We start from the raw sequence: 17,667 nt of genomic DNA, 5'->3' as shown, positions 1-17,667 counted from the left end.
TGAAGGCCCGTCTTTGCGAGTAAGCCGCGCAAGGCAGACGCTTCCTTCGCCTGGAGTTATAGGCAGACTAAAAGCGAGGCAAGCATGGACAAAGAGCACAAGGCCAGTATTGACGGGGATCAATGGGCGCGGTGTGTGCGGGATCATGGATGGCTGTGGAACGAGGCTGCTTCGACGGTTTCGGTTGAGCCGGTAACGCTGATTCTTGCACATGGCGCCGGGGCACCGATGGACAGCGCCTGGATGAATGACATGGCTGCGCGCCTTGCTGCGCAGGGCGTCAACGTGGTGCGATTCGAGTTCGCGTATATGGCGCAACGGCGTATTGATGGCGGTAAACGTCCACCGAACCCGGCGCCGAAATTGCTGGAATACTGGCGTGAGGTGTACGCCGTGGTGCGACGTCATGTCACTGGGCGTGTGGCCATGGGCGGCAAGTCCATGGGCGGGCGGATGGCCAGTCTGCTGGCGGATGAATTGGGCGCGGATGCGCTGGTGTGCCTCGGTTATCCGTTTTATGCCGTCGGCAAACCGGAGAAACCGAGGGTCGAGCACCTGGCGGCACTGAAGACGCGGACGTTGATTGTGCAGGGCGAGCGCGATGCCTTGGGCAATCGTGAGGCGGTCGAGGCTTACGCGTTGTCACCGAGTATCGAGGTGTTTTGGTTGGTGGCGGGGGATCATGATTTGAAGCCGTTGAAGGCTTCGGGGTTTACCCATGAACAGCATTTGGCTTCGGCGGCGGGCAAGGTTGCCGAATTCCTGCAGTGAGATGTGCGTCGTCAGTCAGGGCCTCATCGCGGGCAAGTCCGCTCCCACAGTGATAGGTGGTGTTGCTCGATTTTGAGATCAATGCATAACCCTGTGGGGCTTGTCCGCGAAGAGGCCCTGACAGGCAACATCACTTTCAGATTGGCAAGAAAAAACCCGGAAGCTTTCACTGTCCGGGTTTTTGTCTCTCCAGCAACTGTCAGCGGTTAAACCGCTCCACCAGCGAATACTGGGTATTCGCCGTCTTCGTCAGCTCTTCACTCAACAACGCCGAGTGCTGCGCCTGTTCCGACGTCTGGTCAGCCAGTTGCGAGATGTTGCTGATGTTGCGGCTGATTTCTTCAGCCACCGAGCTTTGCTCTTCGGTCGCGGCTGCGATCTGCGTGGTCATGTCGGTGATGTGCGCCACCGCTTCGCTGATCCCGATCAGCGCCTGATCCGCTTCGAGCACCCGCGCCACACCTTCTTCCGCCTGGCGATGCCCGGCTTCCATGGTTTGCACGGCAGTGCTGGCGGTTTGCTGGAGCTTGGCGATCAGGGCGTGAATTTGCCCGGTGGACTCGCTGGTGCGCTGCGCCAATTGACGAACCTCGTCGGCCACCACCGCAAAACCGCGACCCATTTCACCGGCCCGCGCTGCTTCGATGGCGGCGTTCAACGCCAGCAGGTTGGTCTGGTCGGCGATGCCTTTGATCACGTCGACCACGCCGCCGATTTCATCACTGTCCTTGGCCAGTTGCGTCACGGTCAGACCGGTTTCGCCGACCACTACCGACAGGCGCTGAATGGCTTCGCGGGTTTCCCCGGCAATGTCACGGCCGCGTCCGGTCAGGCGATTGGCTTCCTGAGTCGCGTCCGCCGTGCGTTGCACGTGGCTGGCGACTTCTTGCGTAGTGGCGGCCATCTGATTGACGGCGGTGGCCACTTGTTCGGTTTCGACGCGCTGACGTTCCAGGCCGGTGGAGCTGCTGTGGGCCAGGGTGTCGGACTGCTTCGCTTGGTCGCTCAGGTGCTCGGCGGTGTCCTGCAGACGGGTCAGGCAGGTTTTCAGGCGGGCTTCCTGACTGAGGATCGACATCTCCAGACGCGCCTGAGCGCCGCGACTGTCGGTGTACATCTGCGCGATCAGCGGGTCGGACGTGGTCTGCTCGGCCAGGCGCAGCAAGCGCTTGAGACCGCGCTGTTGCCAGCTCAACCCCAGCAGGCCCAATGGCACCGAAAGACCGGCGGCCAGGGCAAAGCCCCAGTGAGAGTTCAGGGTGGCACCGATCATGAAGCTCAACTGGCTGACCAGAATGAATGGCAGCCAGTCCTGCAGGATCGGCAGCCATTTATCAGAGGACGGAATTGCTGACTTGCCCTGGTTGATGCGTTGGTAGAGCGCTTCGGCACGCTGGATCTGTTCGGCGGTGGGTTTGACCCGCACCGACTCGTAACCGATCACCTGGTTGCCTTCGAACACCGGTGTGACGTAGGCGTTAACCCAGTAGTGGTCACCGGTCTTGCAGCGATTCTTGACAATGCCCATCCATGGCAAGCCTTGTTTCAATGTGCCCCACATGTGCGCGAACACCGCAGACGGTACGTCGGGGTGACGGACCAGGTTATGCGGCGCACGGATCAGTTCCTCGCGGGAAAACCCACTGATTTCGACGAATGCGTCGTTGCAGTAGGTGATCACGCCCTTGGCATCGGTGGTGGAAATCAACCGTTGCTGAGCCGGGAAGGTCCGTTCGCGTTGTGTAATGGGCTGGTTGTTACGCATGGCTTTTTCAATCCGCAAGGCTTTGAGTTGTTGTCGGCATCGCCAGGGGTTTATTGAATTTTTATTTCAATAATCAGCGGCGCGTCGCAAAACGACCGTTGCGTCAGCCCACCAGCATCGGATAGGTGAACAGGCCGAAATGCAGCAGGTTCAAGCCGAAGTGCGTGGCAATGGCCGCACCCAACCCGCCGAAACGGTAGGCCAGACCATAGCCGACACCTGCCAGGCCCGCCAGTAACACCCATTGCCAGCCGGCACCCACATGCACCAGGCCAAACAGCAGCGAGGCGAGCAGCAGTGCCAGGTTTTCACCATAAGGCAGGTGTTTGAAGTGGCGGCTGAGACCGCCCTGAAGGTAGCCGCGAAACAGTGCTTCTTCTACCAGCGTCACCAGCAACAGGTTGTTGAGCAGCCACAGCCACGCCTGATCCGGCCATTTGGGGGCCCAACTGATCAGGCCCAGCAACAGCGCGCCACCCAACGCCAGCACGCTGCTCAGTGTCAGTCCCATCGCGGTGGCAAAACCGGTACGCCGCAGCGACCGCCGGCTGACAATCCACGGGCAGACCAGCAACAGCCAGAAACCGATCAGCGGTTTGTCCAGATTCAGGTACAGGGCAAACGGTACGGCATCGTCGGTAAGACGTTGCGGATTGATACCGCGACCATTGTAGAAACCGGGGAGCCAGTGCATCGCCAGTGCGAGCGCCATGAAAACAAACAGGCCGTGACCGAGGTAGTGGCCAATCCGGACCTGTTGCTGGCGAGTCGCGAAACCGGCGATCAGCAGTAATGCAACCGAGATAAGCGCCAGCCAGCCGAGGCGGCCGTAGGTCAGGGCCATGGCGTAGCCGAGGGAGAGCAGGACCAGGAGCGTCCATGGCAAAGCAAACATCTGAAGTCCTTGTGTCGAAGATTCTGCGGGTCGTCTCGGTCCCTTGCGGGAGCAAGCTTGCTCGCGATGGCGGAGTGTCAGGCAACATCGATGTGAATGTTATGGCCCCATCGCGAGCAAGATTGCTGCTACGGGGCCGGTATAAAAAAGAGGGGCGATTATAGGGATGTCCGTACAAACAAAAACACCGCCCGAAGGCGGTGTCTTTTTCTGCAAACACTTACGATGCAATCAACTGCCGCAACACATAGTGCAAAATCCCGCCTGATTTGAAGTATTCGACTTCATTCAGCGTATCGATCCGGCACAACACCTCGATCTTCTCGCGGCTGCCGTTTTCACGTGTGATGATCAGCGTCAGGTTCATCCGCGGCGTCAACTCGACACCGTTCAGGCCCAGAATATCCAGGGTCTCCTTACCGGTGAGATTCAGGCTCTTGCGGTTCTGATCCAGCTTGAACTGCAAGGGCAACACGCCCATGCCCACCAGATTGGAGCGGTGAATCCGCTCGAAGCTTTCGGCGATGACCGCTTTCACGCCCAACAGATTGGTGCCCTTGGCCGCCCAGTCGCGGCTTGAGCCGGTGCCGTATTCTTGCCCTGCGATCACCACCAGCGGCGTGCCCGAGGCTTGGTAGCGCATGGCCGCGTCGTAGATCGCCAGTTTTTCCCCGGTGGGAATGTAAATCGTATTCCCGCCTTCCTCGCCGCCGAGCATCTCATTGCGAATGCGGATGTTGGCAAAGGTGCCGCGCATCATCACTTCATGGTTGCCGCGACGGGAGCCGTAGGAGTTGAAGTCTCGCGGTTCCACGCCTTTCTCGCGCAAGTAATTGCCCGCCGGGCTGTCGGACTTGATGTTGCCGGCGGGGGAGATGTGGTCGGTGGTCACCGAGTCGCCGAGCAGCGCAAGGACTCTGGCGCCCGCGACGTCCTTGACCACGGGCGGCGGGCCGCCGATGTCGTCGAAAAACGGTGGGTGCTGGATGTAAGTCGAATCGTCCTGCCAGACATAGGTCGCCGCTTGCGGCACTTCAATCGCCTGCCATTGCGCGTCACCGGCAAACACTTCGGCGTATTCCTTGTGGAACATCGCGGTGTTGACCTGATTCACCGCGTCGGCAATTTCTTGGGTGCTCGGCCAGATGTCCCGCAGGTAAACCGGGTTGCCGTCCTTGTCGTCACCCAGAGGTTCGCTGCTGATATCAACGCGCACCGTGCCCGCCAGCGCATACGCGACCACTAGCGGTGGCGAGGCCAGCCAGTTGGTTTTCACCAGCGGATGTACGCGGCCTTCGAAGTTGCGGTTACCCGACAGCACCGAAGCGACGGTCAGGTCGGCTTTCTGGATGGCTTTTTCGATCGGCTCCGGCAACGGCCCTGAGTTGCCGATGCAGGTGGTGCAGCCGTAACCGACCAACGCAAAACCCAGTTCATCAAGGTATTGCGTCAACCCGGCAGCCTTGTAGTAGTCGGTGACGACTTTCGAGCCCGGCGCCAGTGAGCTTTTCACCCACGGTTTGCGCTTGAGGCCTTTCTCCACCGCTTTTTTTGCCACCAGGCCGGCGGCCATCATTACGCTGGGGTTGGAGGTGTTGGTGCAAGAGGTGATCGCGGCGATCACCACCGCGCCGTTTTTCAGGCGATAGGTGTGGCCGTCGTACTCGTAGTCCGTTTCACCGACCAGATCCGCATTGCCGACCGCGACGCCGCCACCGCCCTCGCTTTCCAGGCGACCTTCTTCCTTGCTGGTGGGTTTGAATTGCAGGCCGAGAAAGTCGCTGAACGCTTGTGCGACGTTGGGCAGCGAGACCCGGTCCTGTGGGCGTTTCGGCCCGGCGAGGCTGGCTTCGACGCTACCCATGTCCAGCGCCAGGCTGTCGGTGAACACCGGTTCCTTGCCCGGCAGGCGCCACAGGCCCTGGGCCTTGCAATAGGCCTCGACCAGTTTCACCGTTTCGAGGGGGCGGCCGGACAGGCGCAGGTATTCCAGCGTCACGTCATCCACCGGGAAGAAACCGCAGGTGGCGCCATATTCCGGGGCCATGTTGGCGATGGTCGCGCGGTCGGCCAGTGGCAGGTCGGCGAGACCGTCGCCGTAGAATTCGACGAATTTGCCGACCACGCCTTTCTTGCGCAGCATCTGGGTGACGGTCAGTACCAGGTCGGTGGCGGTGATGCCTTCGCGCAGTTTGCCGGTGAGTTTGAAGCCGATCACTTCCGGAATCAGCATCGATACCGGCTGGCCGAGCATCGCCGCTTCCGCTTCGATCCCACCGACGCCCCAGCCGAGAACGCCGAGGCCGTTGATCATGGTGGTGTGGGAATCGGTGCCGACCAAGGTATCGGGGAACGCATAGGTACGGCCGTCTTCATCCTTGGTCCAGACCGTGCGGCCCAGGTATTCAAGGTTCACCTGATGGCAAATCCCGGTGCCCGGCGGTACCACGCTGAAGTTGTCGAAGGCGCTCTGGCCCCAGCGCAAAAAGGCATAACGCTCGCCGTTGCGCTGCATTTCGATGTCGACGTTTTGTCCGAAGGCGCTGGCACTGCCGAACTTGTCGACCATCACCGAGTGGTCGATCACCAGGTCCACCGGCGACAGCGGATTGATCCGCTGCGGGTCGCCACCGGCCTTGGCCATGGCGGCGCGCATGGCGGCCAGGTCGACCACGGCGGGAACACCGGTAAAGTCTTGCATCAAGACACGGGCAGGGCGGTACTGGATTTCGCGGTCGGAACGGCGCTCCTTGAGCCAGGCGGCTATCGCCCGGAGGTCGGCGCCGGTCACGGTTTTTTCGTCTTCCCAGCGCAGCAGGTTTTCCAGCAACACTTTCAACGACATCGGCAGCTTGTCGAGATCACCGAGGCTCTTGGCGGCATCGGGCAGACTGAAATAATGGTAGGTCTTGTTGTCGATTTGCAGAGTTTTAAGGGTTTTCAGGCTATCGAGGGACGGCATTGCGATCACTCCTTTGAGTCCGCACGGCTACGGACTGAGGGGACGGACAGAGCATTAAACCTAGCCCTGTTTTGAGTAGCTGGCTAATAACTGGACTCTATGGCCAAGTCCAAGGTTCCGAACTCGGCTATCATGCGCCGGTTTTCGTGACAGGCTTTGCTTCACCGCAAGTCTGGGCATCGCGCAGTGGCTGAATTCTTCGCCAACTGCCCAGGAGTAAGAATGAACACCCTCTTTATGCATTGCCGGCCGGGCTTCGAAGGCGAAGTCTGTTCCGAGATTTCCGAACACGCCGCACGGCTGAACGTGGCCGGCTATGCCAAGGCTAAAACCGCCAGCGCCTGCGCCGAGTTCATCTGCACCGAAGAAGACGGCGCCGAGCGCCTGATGCGCGGTCAGCGTTTTGCCGAGCTGATCTTCCCGCGCCAATGGGCGCGCGGGATTTTCATCGACTTGCCGGAAACCGACCGCATCAGCGTGATCCTCGCGCACATGGCGGACTTCCCGCTGTGCGGCAGCCTGTGGCTGGAAATGGTCGATACCAACGATGGCAAGGAACTGTCGAACTTCTGCAAGAAATTCGAAGTGCACCTGCGCAAGGCGCTGATGGCGGCGGGCAAGCTGGTGGAGGACGAGAACAAGCCGCGCCTGCTGCTGACGTTCAAAAGCGGTCGCGAAGTATTCATGGGCCTGGCCGAGTCGAACAACTCGGCGATGTGGCCGATGGGCATTCCGCGCCTGAAGTTTCCCCGCGAGGCGCCGAGCCGCTCGACCCTGAAGCTGGAAGAGGCGTGGCACCATTTCATCCCGCGCGACCAGTGGGACGAGCGCCTGCACAGTGACATGACCGGCGTCGACCTCGGCGCGGCACCGGGCGGCTGGACCTGGCAACTGGTCAATCGCGGCATGCTGGTGACGGCCATCGACAATGGCCCGATGGCGGAAAGCCTGATGGACACCGGTCTGGTGCAACATTTGATGGCCGACGGTTTTACCTACAAGCCTCGCCAGCCGGTGGACTGGATGGTCTGCGACATCGTCGAGAAACCGGCACGCAACGCCGCGATGCTGGAAGAGTGGATTGGCGAAGGGCATTGCCGCGAAGCAGTGGTCAATCTCAAGCTGCCGATGAAGCAGCGCTACGCCGAAGTGAAACGCTTGCTCGAACGCATCGCCGACGGTTTCAAGGAGCGCGGGATTCGGGTCGAAATCGGCTGCAAACAGCTGTATCACGACCGCGAAGAAGTGACGTGCCACTTGCGTCGGCTCGACGTGAAGAAACCCAAGGCCCGCTGAAATGCTTATATCCCTGTGGGAGCGGGCTTGCCCGCGATGAGGGAGGCACATTCAACGTAGATGTGCCTGACCGTCCGCTTTCGCGGGCAAGCCCGCTCCCACAGGTACGGTGTATGCCACAGATGACGTTAAACCCGGCAATGCGCGACAATGCCGGCCAGTTTCAGGAGTGAATCATGAGTGAAATGCTTGATACGCCGGTAGACGGCACCCTCGACGCCACCGGCCTCAACTGCCCGGAGCCGGTGATGATGCTGCACCAGCACATCCGTGACCTGGCACCCGGCGGCCTGCTCAAGGTGATCGCCACCGACCCGTCGACCCGTCGCGACATTCCCAAGTTCTGCGTATTCCTCGACCACGAGTTGGTCGCGCAGCATGAAGAGGCAGGCACCTACCTGTACTGGATTCGCAAGAAGTCGGATTAAATCCGTGAATGGTTTGGTGTAGGCACCGGCTTGCTGGCGATGGCGTGCTTAAGGGCGCTATCGTCGGAACGCCACCCGCAGCAAGCCGGCTCCTACAATTTCGATTTCCCTGAACTGAATGCTTCAGCCCGCCGAATGACTGATGCGGATCCGCTTGCGTGCACTGCGCGTCAGGCGGATCGACAGCATCAGCGCGGCGCAGCTCAGGCCGACGATCAAGCCTTGCCACAGCCCGCTCGGGCCACTCGGCGTGCCGAACCAGTCGGTCAAACCCAGAGCGTAACCCACCGGCAAACCAATGCCCCAGTACGCGAAGAGTGTCAGGATCATCGTCGCCCGTGTGTCCTGATAGCCGCGCAACGCACCGGCCGCTGTGACCTGGATCGCATCGGAAAACTGGAACAGCGCCGAGTAAACGATCAGCATCGCCGCCACGCGAATCACCGTTGGGTCAGCGGTGTAGATGGTCGCGATGTGCTCGCGCAGCAACAGCATCATGCTCGCCGAAATACACGCGTAAGCCAGCGCCGTGCCCATGCCGACACCGGCGGCGAAACGCGCTTCACGCGGTTCCTGACGACCGAGCGCCTGACCCACTCGCACCGTCACAGCCATGCCCAGGGAGTAGGGGATCATGAACACCAGCGAACTGAAGTTCAGGGCAATCTGATGCCCGGCCACCACGGTCGCGCCGAGACTGCCGATCAGCAGTGCAATCACCGCGAAGATGCTCGACTCGGCGAACACCGCGATGCCAATCGGCAGGCCGATGCCCAGCAAGCGTTTGATCACAGACCACTGCGGCCAGTCGAAACGGCTGAACAACTGGCTCGACTGATACGCCGGCGCCCAGCGTTCCCAGCCGGCCATGCCCAGCGCCATTACCCACATCACAATCGCCGTGGCCCAGCCGCAACCGACGCCGCCCATGGCCGGCACACCGAAGTGGCCATAAATGAAAATGTAGTTCAGCGGAATGTTCAGCGCGAGACCGCACAACCCCAGGACCATCGCCGGGCGCGTGCGTCCCAGGCCGTCACTGAAACAGCGCAACACATGGTAGAACGCGACGGCAGGCAGCCCACTGGCGATGCCGTGCAGGTATTGCATGCACGGGCCGATCAGCTCGGGATCGACTTTCATCAGGTGCAAAATCGGTTCGGCGCTGAACAGCATGCCTGTCGCCATCAAACCCACCACCAACGCCAGCCACAAGGCCTGCCGCACAATCGGGCCGATCTCGCTGTGCGTGCCGGCACCAAAGCGCTGGGCGACTTTTGGCGTGGTGGCCAGCAGGGTGCCGGTCATCAGCAAAAACACCGGGACCCAGATCGAGTTGCCCAACGCCACTGCCGCCAGGTCCCGTGGGCCGACACGACCTGCCATCACCGCATCGACGAAGCCCATGGCGGTGGTGGCCAGTTGCGCGATCATGATCGGCAGCGCCAGGCTCAGCAGGTTTTTCAGCTCCAGGCGAACCCGGGCCGGTCGATTGAGGGAAGTTGCGGCGGGGCGGTCAGTCACGGAATTCAAGGGCGAAACGTCCAAAAGGTTTTGATGCGCGAGGCGGCGCATTCTACGCGTTGACGCAGCGGTCAGGAAAAGTCCTGTGTTGCAGATTTGTAATCGAATTCCGCAGGTTTTTACATCCCCGGTGGCCCGGCACCTTCATCTGCGCCTACACTGCCGATCCGCCAAAGGAGCCTGCCATGCTGATTGTTGCCGACGAAAATATTCCGCTGCTCGATGCCTTCTTCGAAGGTTTCGGTGAAATCCGCCGGGTACCGGGACGTTCAATCGACCGCGCCACCGTCGAGCAGGCCGATGTGTTGCTGGTGCGCTCGGTGACCAACGTCAATCGCACGTTGCTCGAAGGCAGCAAGGTGCGCTTTGTCGGCACTTGCACCATCGGCACCGATCACCTCGACCTCGATTACTTTCAGCAGGCCGGTATCACCTGGTCCAGCGCCCCCGGCTGCAACGCCCGAGGCGTGGTTGACTACGTGCTGGGCAGTTTGCTGACGCTTGCGGAAATCGAAGGTGCTGATCTTACCCGGCGTACGTACGGCGTGGTCGGTGCCGGCGAAGTGGGCGGGCGGCTGGTCAAGGTTCTGCAAGGGCTGGGCTGGAACGTGCTGGTCTGCGATCCGCCACGGCAAGCGGCTGAAGGGGGCGATTTCGTCAGCCTTGAGCACATCATCGAACAGTGCGATGTCATCAGCCTGCACACCCCGTTGAAAAAACACGGGGCCGGATCGACCTGGCATCTGTTCGACAAAAACCGTTTGAACCAGCTCAAACCCGGCGCCTGGCTGATCAATGCCAGCCGTGGCCCGGTGGTGGACAACGCTGCCCTGTGCGAGGTGTTGCTGCAACGCGAAGACCTGCAAGCGGTGCTGGATGTCTGGGAAGGCGAGCCTGAGGTCGATGTGGCATTGGCCGACCTCTGCGTACTCGCGACGCCGCACATTGCCGGTTACAGCCTTGACGGCAAGCAGCGCGGGACGGCGCAGATTTATCAGGCGTATTGCGATTTTCTCGGGCAAGCGGCGCAGGTCAGCCTGAGCGATTTGCTGCCCGCACCGTGGTTGTCGCAGGTGACCTTGAATGCTGAAAGCGATCCTGCCTGGGCGCTGGCAATGTTGTGCCGTGGCGTGTACGACCCGCGCCGTGACGACGCGGATTTCCGTCGCAGTCTTGTCGGCAGTGTGAGCGAGCGGCGTGCGGCGTTTGATGGGTTGCGCAAGAACTACCCATCGCGGCGGGAGATTGATGGGCTGCAGGTGCGGATCGAGGGAGATGCGCCTGAGTTGCTGAAGATCGTGGCGGCATTGGGTGCAACGGCGGTCTAGAAGCCCAGTCGGCCCCTTCGCGAGCAAGCCCGCTCCCACAGGAGCAGCGCACTTTTGAAAGTGGCGCAAAACCTGTGGGAGCGGGCTTGCTCGCGAATGGCCATTGCACAATTGCGGATCAGCACCCACAAAAAACCCGGCCATCTGGGCCGGGTCAAGAAGACGGTGGCTATATCAATCTTGTTTGGCAGGCTTGACCAATCGCTTTTCCAGTTCGCGGCAAGCGTCCTGGATCATGCCTTCAGTGATCGGTACTTCTTGGCCTTTTTCGTCAATGATTGAGCAACCCAAAGACTGATCTGGCTGTGTGCGGATCACTTGAATCTTGTCATCGCTGCTATGTTGCAAGGACATGGCCTGTCTCCTCTTCAGGTGTGTGCTTACTGTAAAACCGCCAGGTGACCGGGCTATGACAACTCCCTGCGATCTTCTCGGGACGGCAACATCAGTCCACCAGAAATACCCAAGTGTTGCCACCCGGACTTTAGACCAATAGCGTCTAGGGCCTAGTCATCGCGGTCATAATTAACCTGACTCATTGTGATTTACAGAGTTCAACCCCATTGAACCCTCAAGCTGCCCCCATCAATTGCGTAACTGGATGAACCCGATGCTCTCTGCCCGTCACCGCCGCGCGATTCGCCTGACCAGTGTTTTTCTCGCGCCCTATCGTTGGCAGGCCTTCGGTGCTTTGCTCGCGCTGATCGTCACGGCCGGCATCACCTTGTCCATGGGGCAGGGGATTCGCTTGCTGGTGGACCAGGGGTTCATGACCCAATCCCCGCATTTGCTCAACCAGACGATCGGTTTGTTCATGCTGCTGGTGATGGGCCTGGCGCTTGGCACCTTCGCGCGTTTCTATCTGGTGTCGTGGATCGGCGAACGCGTGGTCGCCGACATCCGCCGTCAGGTGTTCAACCATCTGGTTTATCTGCATCCCGGGTTTTACGAAGACAACCGCAGCTCCGAAATCCAGTCGCGGCTGACCGCTGACACCACGTTGCTGCAATCAGTGATCGGCTCTTCGCTGTCCCTGTTCCTGCGCAATCTGCTGATGGTGATCGGCGGGATTGTCCTGCTGTTTATCACCAACCCGAAACTCACCAGCATCGTGGTGATCGCCTTGCCGTTGGTGATTGCGCCGATCCTGATTTTCGGTCGGCGGGTACGCAGCCTGTCGCGCCTGAGCCAGGACCGGATTGCCGATATCGGCAGTTATGTTTCCGAAACCCTGGGCCAGATCAAAACCGTGCAGGCCTACAACCACCAGACCCAGGACGAACAACGTTTTGCCGTGACCGTGGAAGAGGCGTTCAACACCGCCCGCAAACGGATTTTCCAGCGCGCCTGGCTGATTACCCTGGTGATCGTGCTGGTGCTGGGGGCGGTCGGCGTCATGCTATGGGTGGGCGGCATGGACGTGATGGCCGGGCGGATTTCTGCGGGTGAACTGGCGGCGTTCGTCTTCTACAGCCTGATTGTCGGCAGCGCGTTCGGCACGTTGAGCGAAGTCATAGGTGAGCTGCAGCGTGCCGCCGGTGCCGCCGAGCGGATTGCCGAATTGCTGCGCTCGGAAAATATCATCCAGCCACCGGCGACTGGCCTGGTGACGTTACCCGAGCGGGTGACGGGCAATCTCGTTCTGCAGGACGTGCGTTTTTCCTACCCGTCGCGTCCTGAAAGCTACGCCGTCGATGGCTTGAACCTGACCATCAAGGCCGGCGAAACCCTCGCGCTGGTCGGGCCGTCCGGTGCGGGCAAATCGACGGTGTACGACTTGCTGCTGCGTTTTTACGACCCGGCCGAAGGCCGCATCCTGCTCGACGGCGTGCCGCTGACTCAACTCGATCCGCTCGACTTGCGCCGTTGCTTTGCGCTGGTCTCGCAAACCCCGGCGCTGTTCTTCGGCAGCATCGAAGAGAACATCCGCTACGGCAACCCGACAGCGACGCTGGAGCAGGTTCAGGAAGCGGCGAAGATCGCCTACGCCCATGACTTTATCGAGGCGATGCCTAGCGGCTACCAGACTCACCTCGGCGACGGCGGCCTCGGGTTGTCCGGTGGTCAGCGCCAACGCCTGGCCATCGCTCGAGCGCTGCTGGTGGACGCGCCCATCCTGCTGCTCGACGAAGCCACCAGCGCCCTCGACGCCCAAAGCGAACACCTGATCCAGCAAGCCCTGCCCAGCCTGATGAAAAACCGCACCACCCTGGTCATCGCTCATCGCCTGGCCACGGTGAAAAACGCCGACCGGATCGCGGTCATGGATCAGGGCAAACTGGTGGCGGTGGGCACGCATCAGGAGCTGATTGCGAGCAATGCGCTGTATGCGCGGCTGGCGGCGTTGCAGTTCAATGATGGGCATGATGTCTCGACCCCAGTCGGTGAGATAACACCTCACCTGTAGGAGCCGGCTTGCCGGCGATGGACTCAAGTGCGCCGCGTTTAATCAGTTCATACGCGTTATCGTTAACGACCATCGCCGGCAAGCCGGCTCCTACAGTGGGTCGTGTCAACGCTGAAAATGAAGTGGCTCCCAAAAAAATGCCCGCATTTCTCAATGCGGGCATTTTTGTCAGTACCTCAATTGACAATCATTGATCATCAAAATACCGCTCATGCCAGTCCACCAGCGGCTGTGGCGAGTTGAGCTTCTGGCCGTAGATCACCGAGTACGACAATACGTTCTGCACGTACTGGCGGGTTTCGTCGAACGGGATGCTTTCCACCCAGACGTCGAAGCTCAGGTGATCCGCGCCGCGCAGCCACTGACGCACGCGTCCCGGGCCGGCGTTGTAGGCGGCGGAGGCGAGGACGCGGTTGCCGTTGAACTGGCCGTGTACCTGACTCAGGTAAGCGGCGCCGAGCTGAATGTTCTTGTCCGGATCGAACACCTGCTGTGGCGAGGCCAATGGAATGCTGAACTTGCGCGCGGTTTCCTTGGCGGTGCCCGGCATCAGCTGCATCAGGCCGCTGGCGCCGACGCCTGAGCGGGCGTCGTCCATGAATGCACTTTCCTGGCGGGTAATGGCGAATACCCAGCTCGAATGCAGACCACGGACCTTGGCTTCACGCACCAGGGTTTCGCGGTGGGCCATCGGGAAACGGATGTCGAGGTCGTCCCAATACTGCGCCTGACTGATGGTGCGGATCGCCGGGAAATACCATTTCAGGTCGTAGGCCAGTTTCGCCTGGGCGACCATTTCGTCACGGTTGAAGTGGCGGCTGACGTGATACCACTCGCGACGTCCATCAACGATCTGCCCGCGCGCGTGGAATTCCAGGGCGCGACGCACGCCCGGCGTGTTGCGAACCTTATTGATCAGCGCCTGGCTGAGCACCAGCGGTTTGTTGTTCAGCGAGTACGGCAGCTGTGAGCGGTCGGCGGCGAGGAAACCATAGAAATCACGTTCACGGGCGAGGCCTTTGTAAAGCGTCTGTGCCTCCGGGTTCTGCGGCTGCGCCAGTTCCAGGCTGCGAGCCTGCCAGTAGCGCCAGCGGTTGGTGGTCGCCAGGTCTTGTGGCAAGCGGCGGGTCAACTGATAGGCATCGTCCCAGCGGGCCAGACGCAACAGCAGGCGCAAGCGCCATTCAGATACGGTGTTGTCGCGCAATTCCGGGTCGTACTTGGTCATCACGTCGAGTGCGCGGCCATCAAAGCGGCGAGCGAGGGTCAGGCCGATCTCCCGGGCGATCGCGACTTTTTCGTCACGGGAGAAATGCATGCTGCTGGCGTAGCCGTCGAGCAGGTCCATAGCCTTGTCCGGGTCTTGCTTGGCCAGGCGGCGCAGGCCGAGGCTGACGATGTCGGACATTGGTTCGTCGGCCGGGTTGAAGCGTGATGGCTGGTTGAGCAGTTCGGGTTTCTGCGCCACATCCACCAGCAAACGACCGCGCGGAGCGAGGGTGGTCAGGCCATTGACCAGGCTGTTGGCCAGCGGATAGTTGCGCGCCTGGGCGGCAAGCTTGGTGCGTTCCCAGCGTTTCTGTTCGGTCAGTTGGCCTTCGGCAGCCCAGACGCCGAACAAGCCGTCGCACGCTGCCGGCAGGGATTTGCCGGTCAACCAGAGCTTGTTGGCGTTGGCGTAGCCTTCGGATTTCTGGTTATTCCCGATCTGGTACTGCGCATTCAGGCAGTCCAGTTCGGTGAAATTCAGCTTGGGATCGTAGTACTTGACGAAAGTCGCCCAGTCGCCGCGATCGGCCAGCCAGCGCAACCAGCGCAGTTTCATCCAGTTGGCTTGCGGCAAGTCACCGTGTTCGGCGAGGAACTTTTCGATTTCGGCGTTGCTCGCGGTTTTCAGGCGCGCGGTCAGTTCGTCATACGCAAGATAAGGCTCCAGCGGGTAATCACTAAGCGCCTGGCTGTAACGGAAGTAAGGACCTGTATCACCCTTGGCCAAGGCACGCTTGGCTTCATCGTAGTATTGACGTTGCGTAGACAGGTCCACCGCCTGTGCTGTTTGGATGGCTGTGGCAGAAAGAAGAAAACAGGTTAAAAGACCAAAAAGGCGACTGCGCATGAGACGTCCGGGCAGAGAAATCATGACAAGCGTTGACGATGCCAACACTGAATTAACTGTAGCTTAGCCTTTTGCCAGCAACGGACGAAAGCTTTGCAGGCCTCTCAGCATCAGTTCGCAACATTTGTCATGCAGAGTGCCCCGAAGGTGAAATTGCCGGCCTTCTGAAGCCTCAAGTCAGGTAGAATGCGCGCCCGGTTTTTGGAGAAGCTCATGACCCTGCTCAAATTCAGCGATGTGTCCCTTGCTTTCGGCGCTATGCCGTTGTTGGACAAGGTGTCCTGGCAGATCGCCCGTGGTGAGCGGGTGTGCATCATCGGCCGCAACGGCACTGGCAAGTCCAGCATGATGAAGCTCGTCAAGGGCGACCAGAAGCCCGACGAAGGCTCCGTTTGGCGCGCACCCGGCCTCAAGATTGGCGAATTGCCGCAAGAACTGCCGGTAGCCGACGAGCGGACTGTGTTCGACGTGGTAGCCGAAGGCCTGGACGGTGTCGGCGAGCTGCTTGCGCAGTATCACCACCTGAGCCAGAACATCGTCACCGACGCTGACCTGGACAAGCTGATGCACGTCCAGCACGACCTCGAAGCCCGCGACGGCTGGCGTTTGCAGCAATTGGTCGACAGCACCTTGAGCCGCCTGCAGTTGCCGGCCGACAAGACCCTCGCCGAATTGTCCGGTGGCTGGCGTCGCCGCGTCCTGCTGGCGCAGGCGCTGGTTTCCGAGCCGGATCTGCTGCTGCTCGACGAACCGACCAACCACCTGGACATCGGTGCCATCGCCTGGCTTGAAGAAGCGCTGAAGGATTTCCAGGGCGCCGTGCTGTTCATCACGCACGACCGTTCTTTCCTGCAGAACCTTGCCACCCGCATCCTCGAACTGGATCGCGGCGGTCTGATCGACTGGAACGGCGACTACGCCAGTTTCCTCGTGCACAAGGAAGCCACGCTGGCGGCAGAAGAAACCGCCAACGCGTTGTTCGACAAGAAGCTGGCCCAGGAAGAAGTCTGGATCCGCCAGGGCATCAAGGCCCGTCGCACCCGTAACGAAGGCCGCGTCCGCGCCCTGAAAGCGTTGCGCGTCGAGCGCAGCGAGCGCCGTGAGCGCACCGGCAAGGCCAATATTCAGTTGGACACCGCCGACAAGTCCGGCAAGCAGGTCATGGTCCTCGAGAACGTGAGCTTCGCCCACCCGGGCGGTCCGTTCCTGATCAAGGATTTCTCGATGGTCCTGACGCGCGGTGACCGTATCGGTCTGCTCGGCGCCAACGGTACCGGCAAGACTACGTTGCTGAAACTGATGCTCAGCGGTCTGCAACCGACCAGCGGCAAAGTGGAAGAGGGCACGCGCATCGACGTGGCGTACTTCGACCAGTTGCGCCATCAGCTGGACCTGGAAAAGACCGTGATCGATAACGTGGCCGAAGGTCGCGACTTCATCGACATCGATGGTCAGAGCCGTCACGTGCTGAGTTACCTCGGCGACTTCCTGTTCAGCCCGCAGCGTGCCCGCACGCCAGTCAAGGCGCTGTCGGGTGGTGAGCGTGCGCGTCTATTGCTGGCAAAACTGTTCAGCAAACCGGCCAACCTGCTGGTTCTCGACGAACCGACCAACGACCTCGACGTGGAAACACTCGAACTGCTGGAAGAGGTCTTGCTGACCTTCAACGGCACCGTGCTGATGGTCAGCCACGACCGGGCATTCCTCGATAACGTGGTGACCAGCACCCTGGTCTTCGAGGGTGAAGGCAAGGTTCGCGAATACGTCGGTGGTTATCAGGACTGGCTGCGTCAGGGCGGCTCGCCGCGCCTGCTGGGCGTGACCGAGAGCAAGTCCGGCAAGGCCGACCTGACGTCGGCGGTCGTGACGGCTGCAGCTGCACCGGTTGCGGCGGCGGTCGAAGCACCCGTAGCGAAGAAGAAACTCAGCTACAAATTGCAGCGTGAGCTGGAAATGTTGCCGGGCCAGATCGAAGCCATGGAACAGCAGATCGCGGCCGTTGAAGCGCAGATGGCGGACGGTGGTTTCTATCAGCGTCCTGCTGCCGAGACGGCTGCGGTGATCGCTCAGCTTGAGCAGTTGCAGGCTGAGCACGACGTGATGGTCGAGCGTTGGGCCGAGCTGGATGCCTGATTGATCCTGTAATAAAAAAAGCCCGGCGTTCAGTGATGAACG

The 17,667-nt window shown here is 60.6% G+C and carries 12 protein-coding genes; 6 read left to right on the top strand and 6 right to left on the bottom strand.

Features of this window, described 5'->3' with window-relative positions; all coding sequences use genetic code 11:
* The first annotated feature begins 84 nt into the window (after positions 1-84).
* Positions 85-771, top strand: a complete 687-nt coding sequence (locus ACI77H_RS04370) for an alpha/beta family hydrolase (RefSeq protein ID WP_407010543.1) — start codon at positions 85-87, stop codon at positions 769-771.
* Between the two features lie 199 nt (positions 772-970).
* Here the strand turns inward: ACI77H_RS04370 and ACI77H_RS04365 are convergent, their stop codons facing one another.
* From ACI77H_RS04365 to acnA, 3 genes are all read right to left on the bottom strand, one after another.
* The gene (locus ACI77H_RS04365) at positions 971-2,536 is read right to left on the bottom strand and encodes a methyl-accepting chemotaxis protein (RefSeq protein WP_407010542.1); all 1,566 of its coding nucleotides are present in this window, start codon (positions 2,534-2,536) and stop codon (positions 971-973) included.
* 103 nt (positions 2,537-2,639) lie between these two features.
* Complete coding sequence (locus ACI77H_RS04360) at positions 2,640-3,431, bottom strand: lysostaphin resistance A-like protein (RefSeq protein WP_407010540.1); 792 nt, start codon at positions 3,429-3,431, stop codon at positions 2,640-2,642.
* A 220-nt stretch (positions 3,432-3,651) separates the two neighbouring features.
* Positions 3,652-6,393 carry an aconitate hydratase AcnA gene (gene acnA, locus ACI77H_RS04355; RefSeq protein ID WP_407010538.1) on the bottom strand — a complete coding sequence of 914 codons (2,742 nt, stop codon included), beginning with the start codon at positions 6,391-6,393 and terminating at the stop codon, positions 3,652-3,654.
* A gap of 222 nt (positions 6,394-6,615) precedes the next feature.
* Here acnA and rlmM point away from each other — a divergent pair, with 222 nt between their 5' ends.
* Together rlmM and tusA are read left to right on the top strand one after the other, a co-directional pair.
* Positions 6,616-7,689 carry a 23S rRNA (cytidine(2498)-2'-O)-methyltransferase RlmM gene (rlmM, locus tag ACI77H_RS04350; protein ID WP_407010537.1) on the top strand — a complete coding sequence of 358 codons (1,074 nt, stop codon included), beginning with the start codon at positions 6,616-6,618 and terminating at the stop codon, positions 7,687-7,689.
* A gap of 176 nt (positions 7,690-7,865) precedes the next feature.
* On the top strand, positions 7,866-8,117 hold the full coding sequence (tusA, locus tag ACI77H_RS04345) for a sulfurtransferase TusA (protein WP_214381966.1): 252 nt from the start codon (positions 7,866-7,868) through the stop codon (positions 8,115-8,117).
* Between the two features lie 123 nt (positions 8,118-8,240).
* Here the strand turns inward: tusA and ACI77H_RS04340 are convergent, their stop codons facing one another.
* A complete protein-coding gene (locus tag ACI77H_RS04340; protein WP_407010535.1) occupies positions 8,241-9,650 on the bottom strand; it encodes an MATE family efflux transporter in 1,410 nt (469 codons plus the stop codon).
* A 176-nt stretch (positions 9,651-9,826) separates the two neighbouring features.
* On the opposite strand from ACI77H_RS04340, the gene pdxB reads away from it, so the two are divergent.
* Positions 9,827-10,969, top strand: coding sequence for a 4-phosphoerythronate dehydrogenase PdxB (gene pdxB, locus ACI77H_RS04335; RefSeq protein ID WP_407010534.1), 1,143 nt, complete (start codon positions 9,827-9,829; stop codon positions 10,967-10,969).
* Positions 10,970-11,143: 174 nt separating this feature from the next.
* Here pdxB and ACI77H_RS04330 read toward each other — a convergent pair whose 3' ends face one another.
* Positions 11,144-11,323 (bottom strand): PA1571 family protein, encoded by a 180-nt coding sequence (locus tag ACI77H_RS04330; protein WP_407010533.1) that lies wholly within the window; start codon positions 11,321-11,323, stop codon positions 11,144-11,146.
* Between the two features lie 247 nt (positions 11,324-11,570).
* Between ACI77H_RS04330 and ACI77H_RS04325 the strand changes: the two genes are divergently transcribed.
* Positions 11,571-13,376 carry an ABC transporter transmembrane domain-containing protein gene (locus tag ACI77H_RS04325; protein WP_407010531.1) on the top strand — a complete coding sequence of 602 codons (1,806 nt, stop codon included), beginning with the start codon at positions 11,571-11,573 and terminating at the stop codon, positions 13,374-13,376.
* Positions 13,377-13,563: 187 nt separating this feature from the next.
* On the opposite strand, the gene ACI77H_RS04320 is transcribed toward ACI77H_RS04325, so the two are convergent.
* Entirely contained in the window at positions 13,564-15,492 is a 1,929-nt protein-coding gene (locus tag ACI77H_RS04320) for a transglycosylase SLT domain-containing protein (protein WP_407010529.1), read from the bottom strand.
* 213 nt (positions 15,493-15,705) lie between these two features.
* Between ACI77H_RS04320 and ACI77H_RS04315 the strand changes: the two genes are divergently transcribed.
* The gene (locus tag ACI77H_RS04315; protein ID WP_407010527.1) at positions 15,706-17,625 is read left to right on the top strand and encodes an ATP-binding cassette domain-containing protein; all 1,920 of its coding nucleotides are present in this window, start codon (positions 15,706-15,708) and stop codon (positions 17,623-17,625) included.
* The last annotated feature ends 42 nt before the right edge of the window (positions 17,626-17,667 follow it).

The organism is Pseudomonas sp. O230 (assembly GCF_045447035.1).
Classification (GTDB): Bacteria; Pseudomonadota; Gammaproteobacteria; order Pseudomonadales; family Pseudomonadaceae; genus Aquipseudomonas.
Note: the sequence above shows the minus strand (reverse complement) of the source record. Positions and strands in the feature narration are given on the sequence as shown.

Excerpts from the sequence above, each read along its gene's own strand:
- ACI77H_RS04370 (WP_407010543.1), top strand. The coding sequence starts at position 85 with ATGGACAAAGAGCACAAGGCCAGTATTGACGGGGATCAATGGGCGCGG.
- ACI77H_RS04365 (WP_407010542.1), bottom strand. The coding sequence starts at position 2,536 with ATGCGTAACAACCAGCCCATTACACAACGCGAACGGACCTTCCCGGCT.
- ACI77H_RS04360 (WP_407010540.1), bottom strand. The coding sequence starts at position 3,431 with ATGTTTGCTTTGCCATGGACGCTCCTGGTCCTGCTCTCCCTCGGCTAC.
- acnA (WP_407010538.1), bottom strand. The coding sequence starts at position 6,393 with ATGCCGTCCCTCGATAGCCTGAAAACCCTTAAAACTCTGCAAATCGAC.
- rlmM (WP_407010537.1), top strand. The coding sequence starts at position 6,616 with ATGAACACCCTCTTTATGCATTGCCGGCCGGGCTTCGAAGGCGAAGTC.
- tusA (WP_214381966.1), top strand. The coding sequence starts at position 7,866 with ATGAGTGAAATGCTTGATACGCCGGTAGACGGCACCCTCGACGCCACC.
- pdxB (WP_407010534.1), top strand. The coding sequence starts at position 9,827 with ATGCTGATTGTTGCCGACGAAAATATTCCGCTGCTCGATGCCTTCTTC.
- ACI77H_RS04330 (WP_407010533.1), bottom strand. The coding sequence starts at position 11,323 with ATGTCCTTGCAACATAGCAGCGATGACAAGATTCAAGTGATCCGCACA.
- ACI77H_RS04325 (WP_407010531.1), top strand. The coding sequence starts at position 11,571 with ATGAACCCGATGCTCTCTGCCCGTCACCGCCGCGCGATTCGCCTGACC.
- ACI77H_RS04320 (WP_407010529.1), bottom strand. The coding sequence starts at position 15,492 with ATGCGCAGTCGCCTTTTTGGTCTTTTAACCTGTTTTCTTCTTTCTGCC.
- ACI77H_RS04315 (WP_407010527.1), top strand. The coding sequence starts at position 15,706 with ATGACCCTGCTCAAATTCAGCGATGTGTCCCTTGCTTTCGGCGCTATG.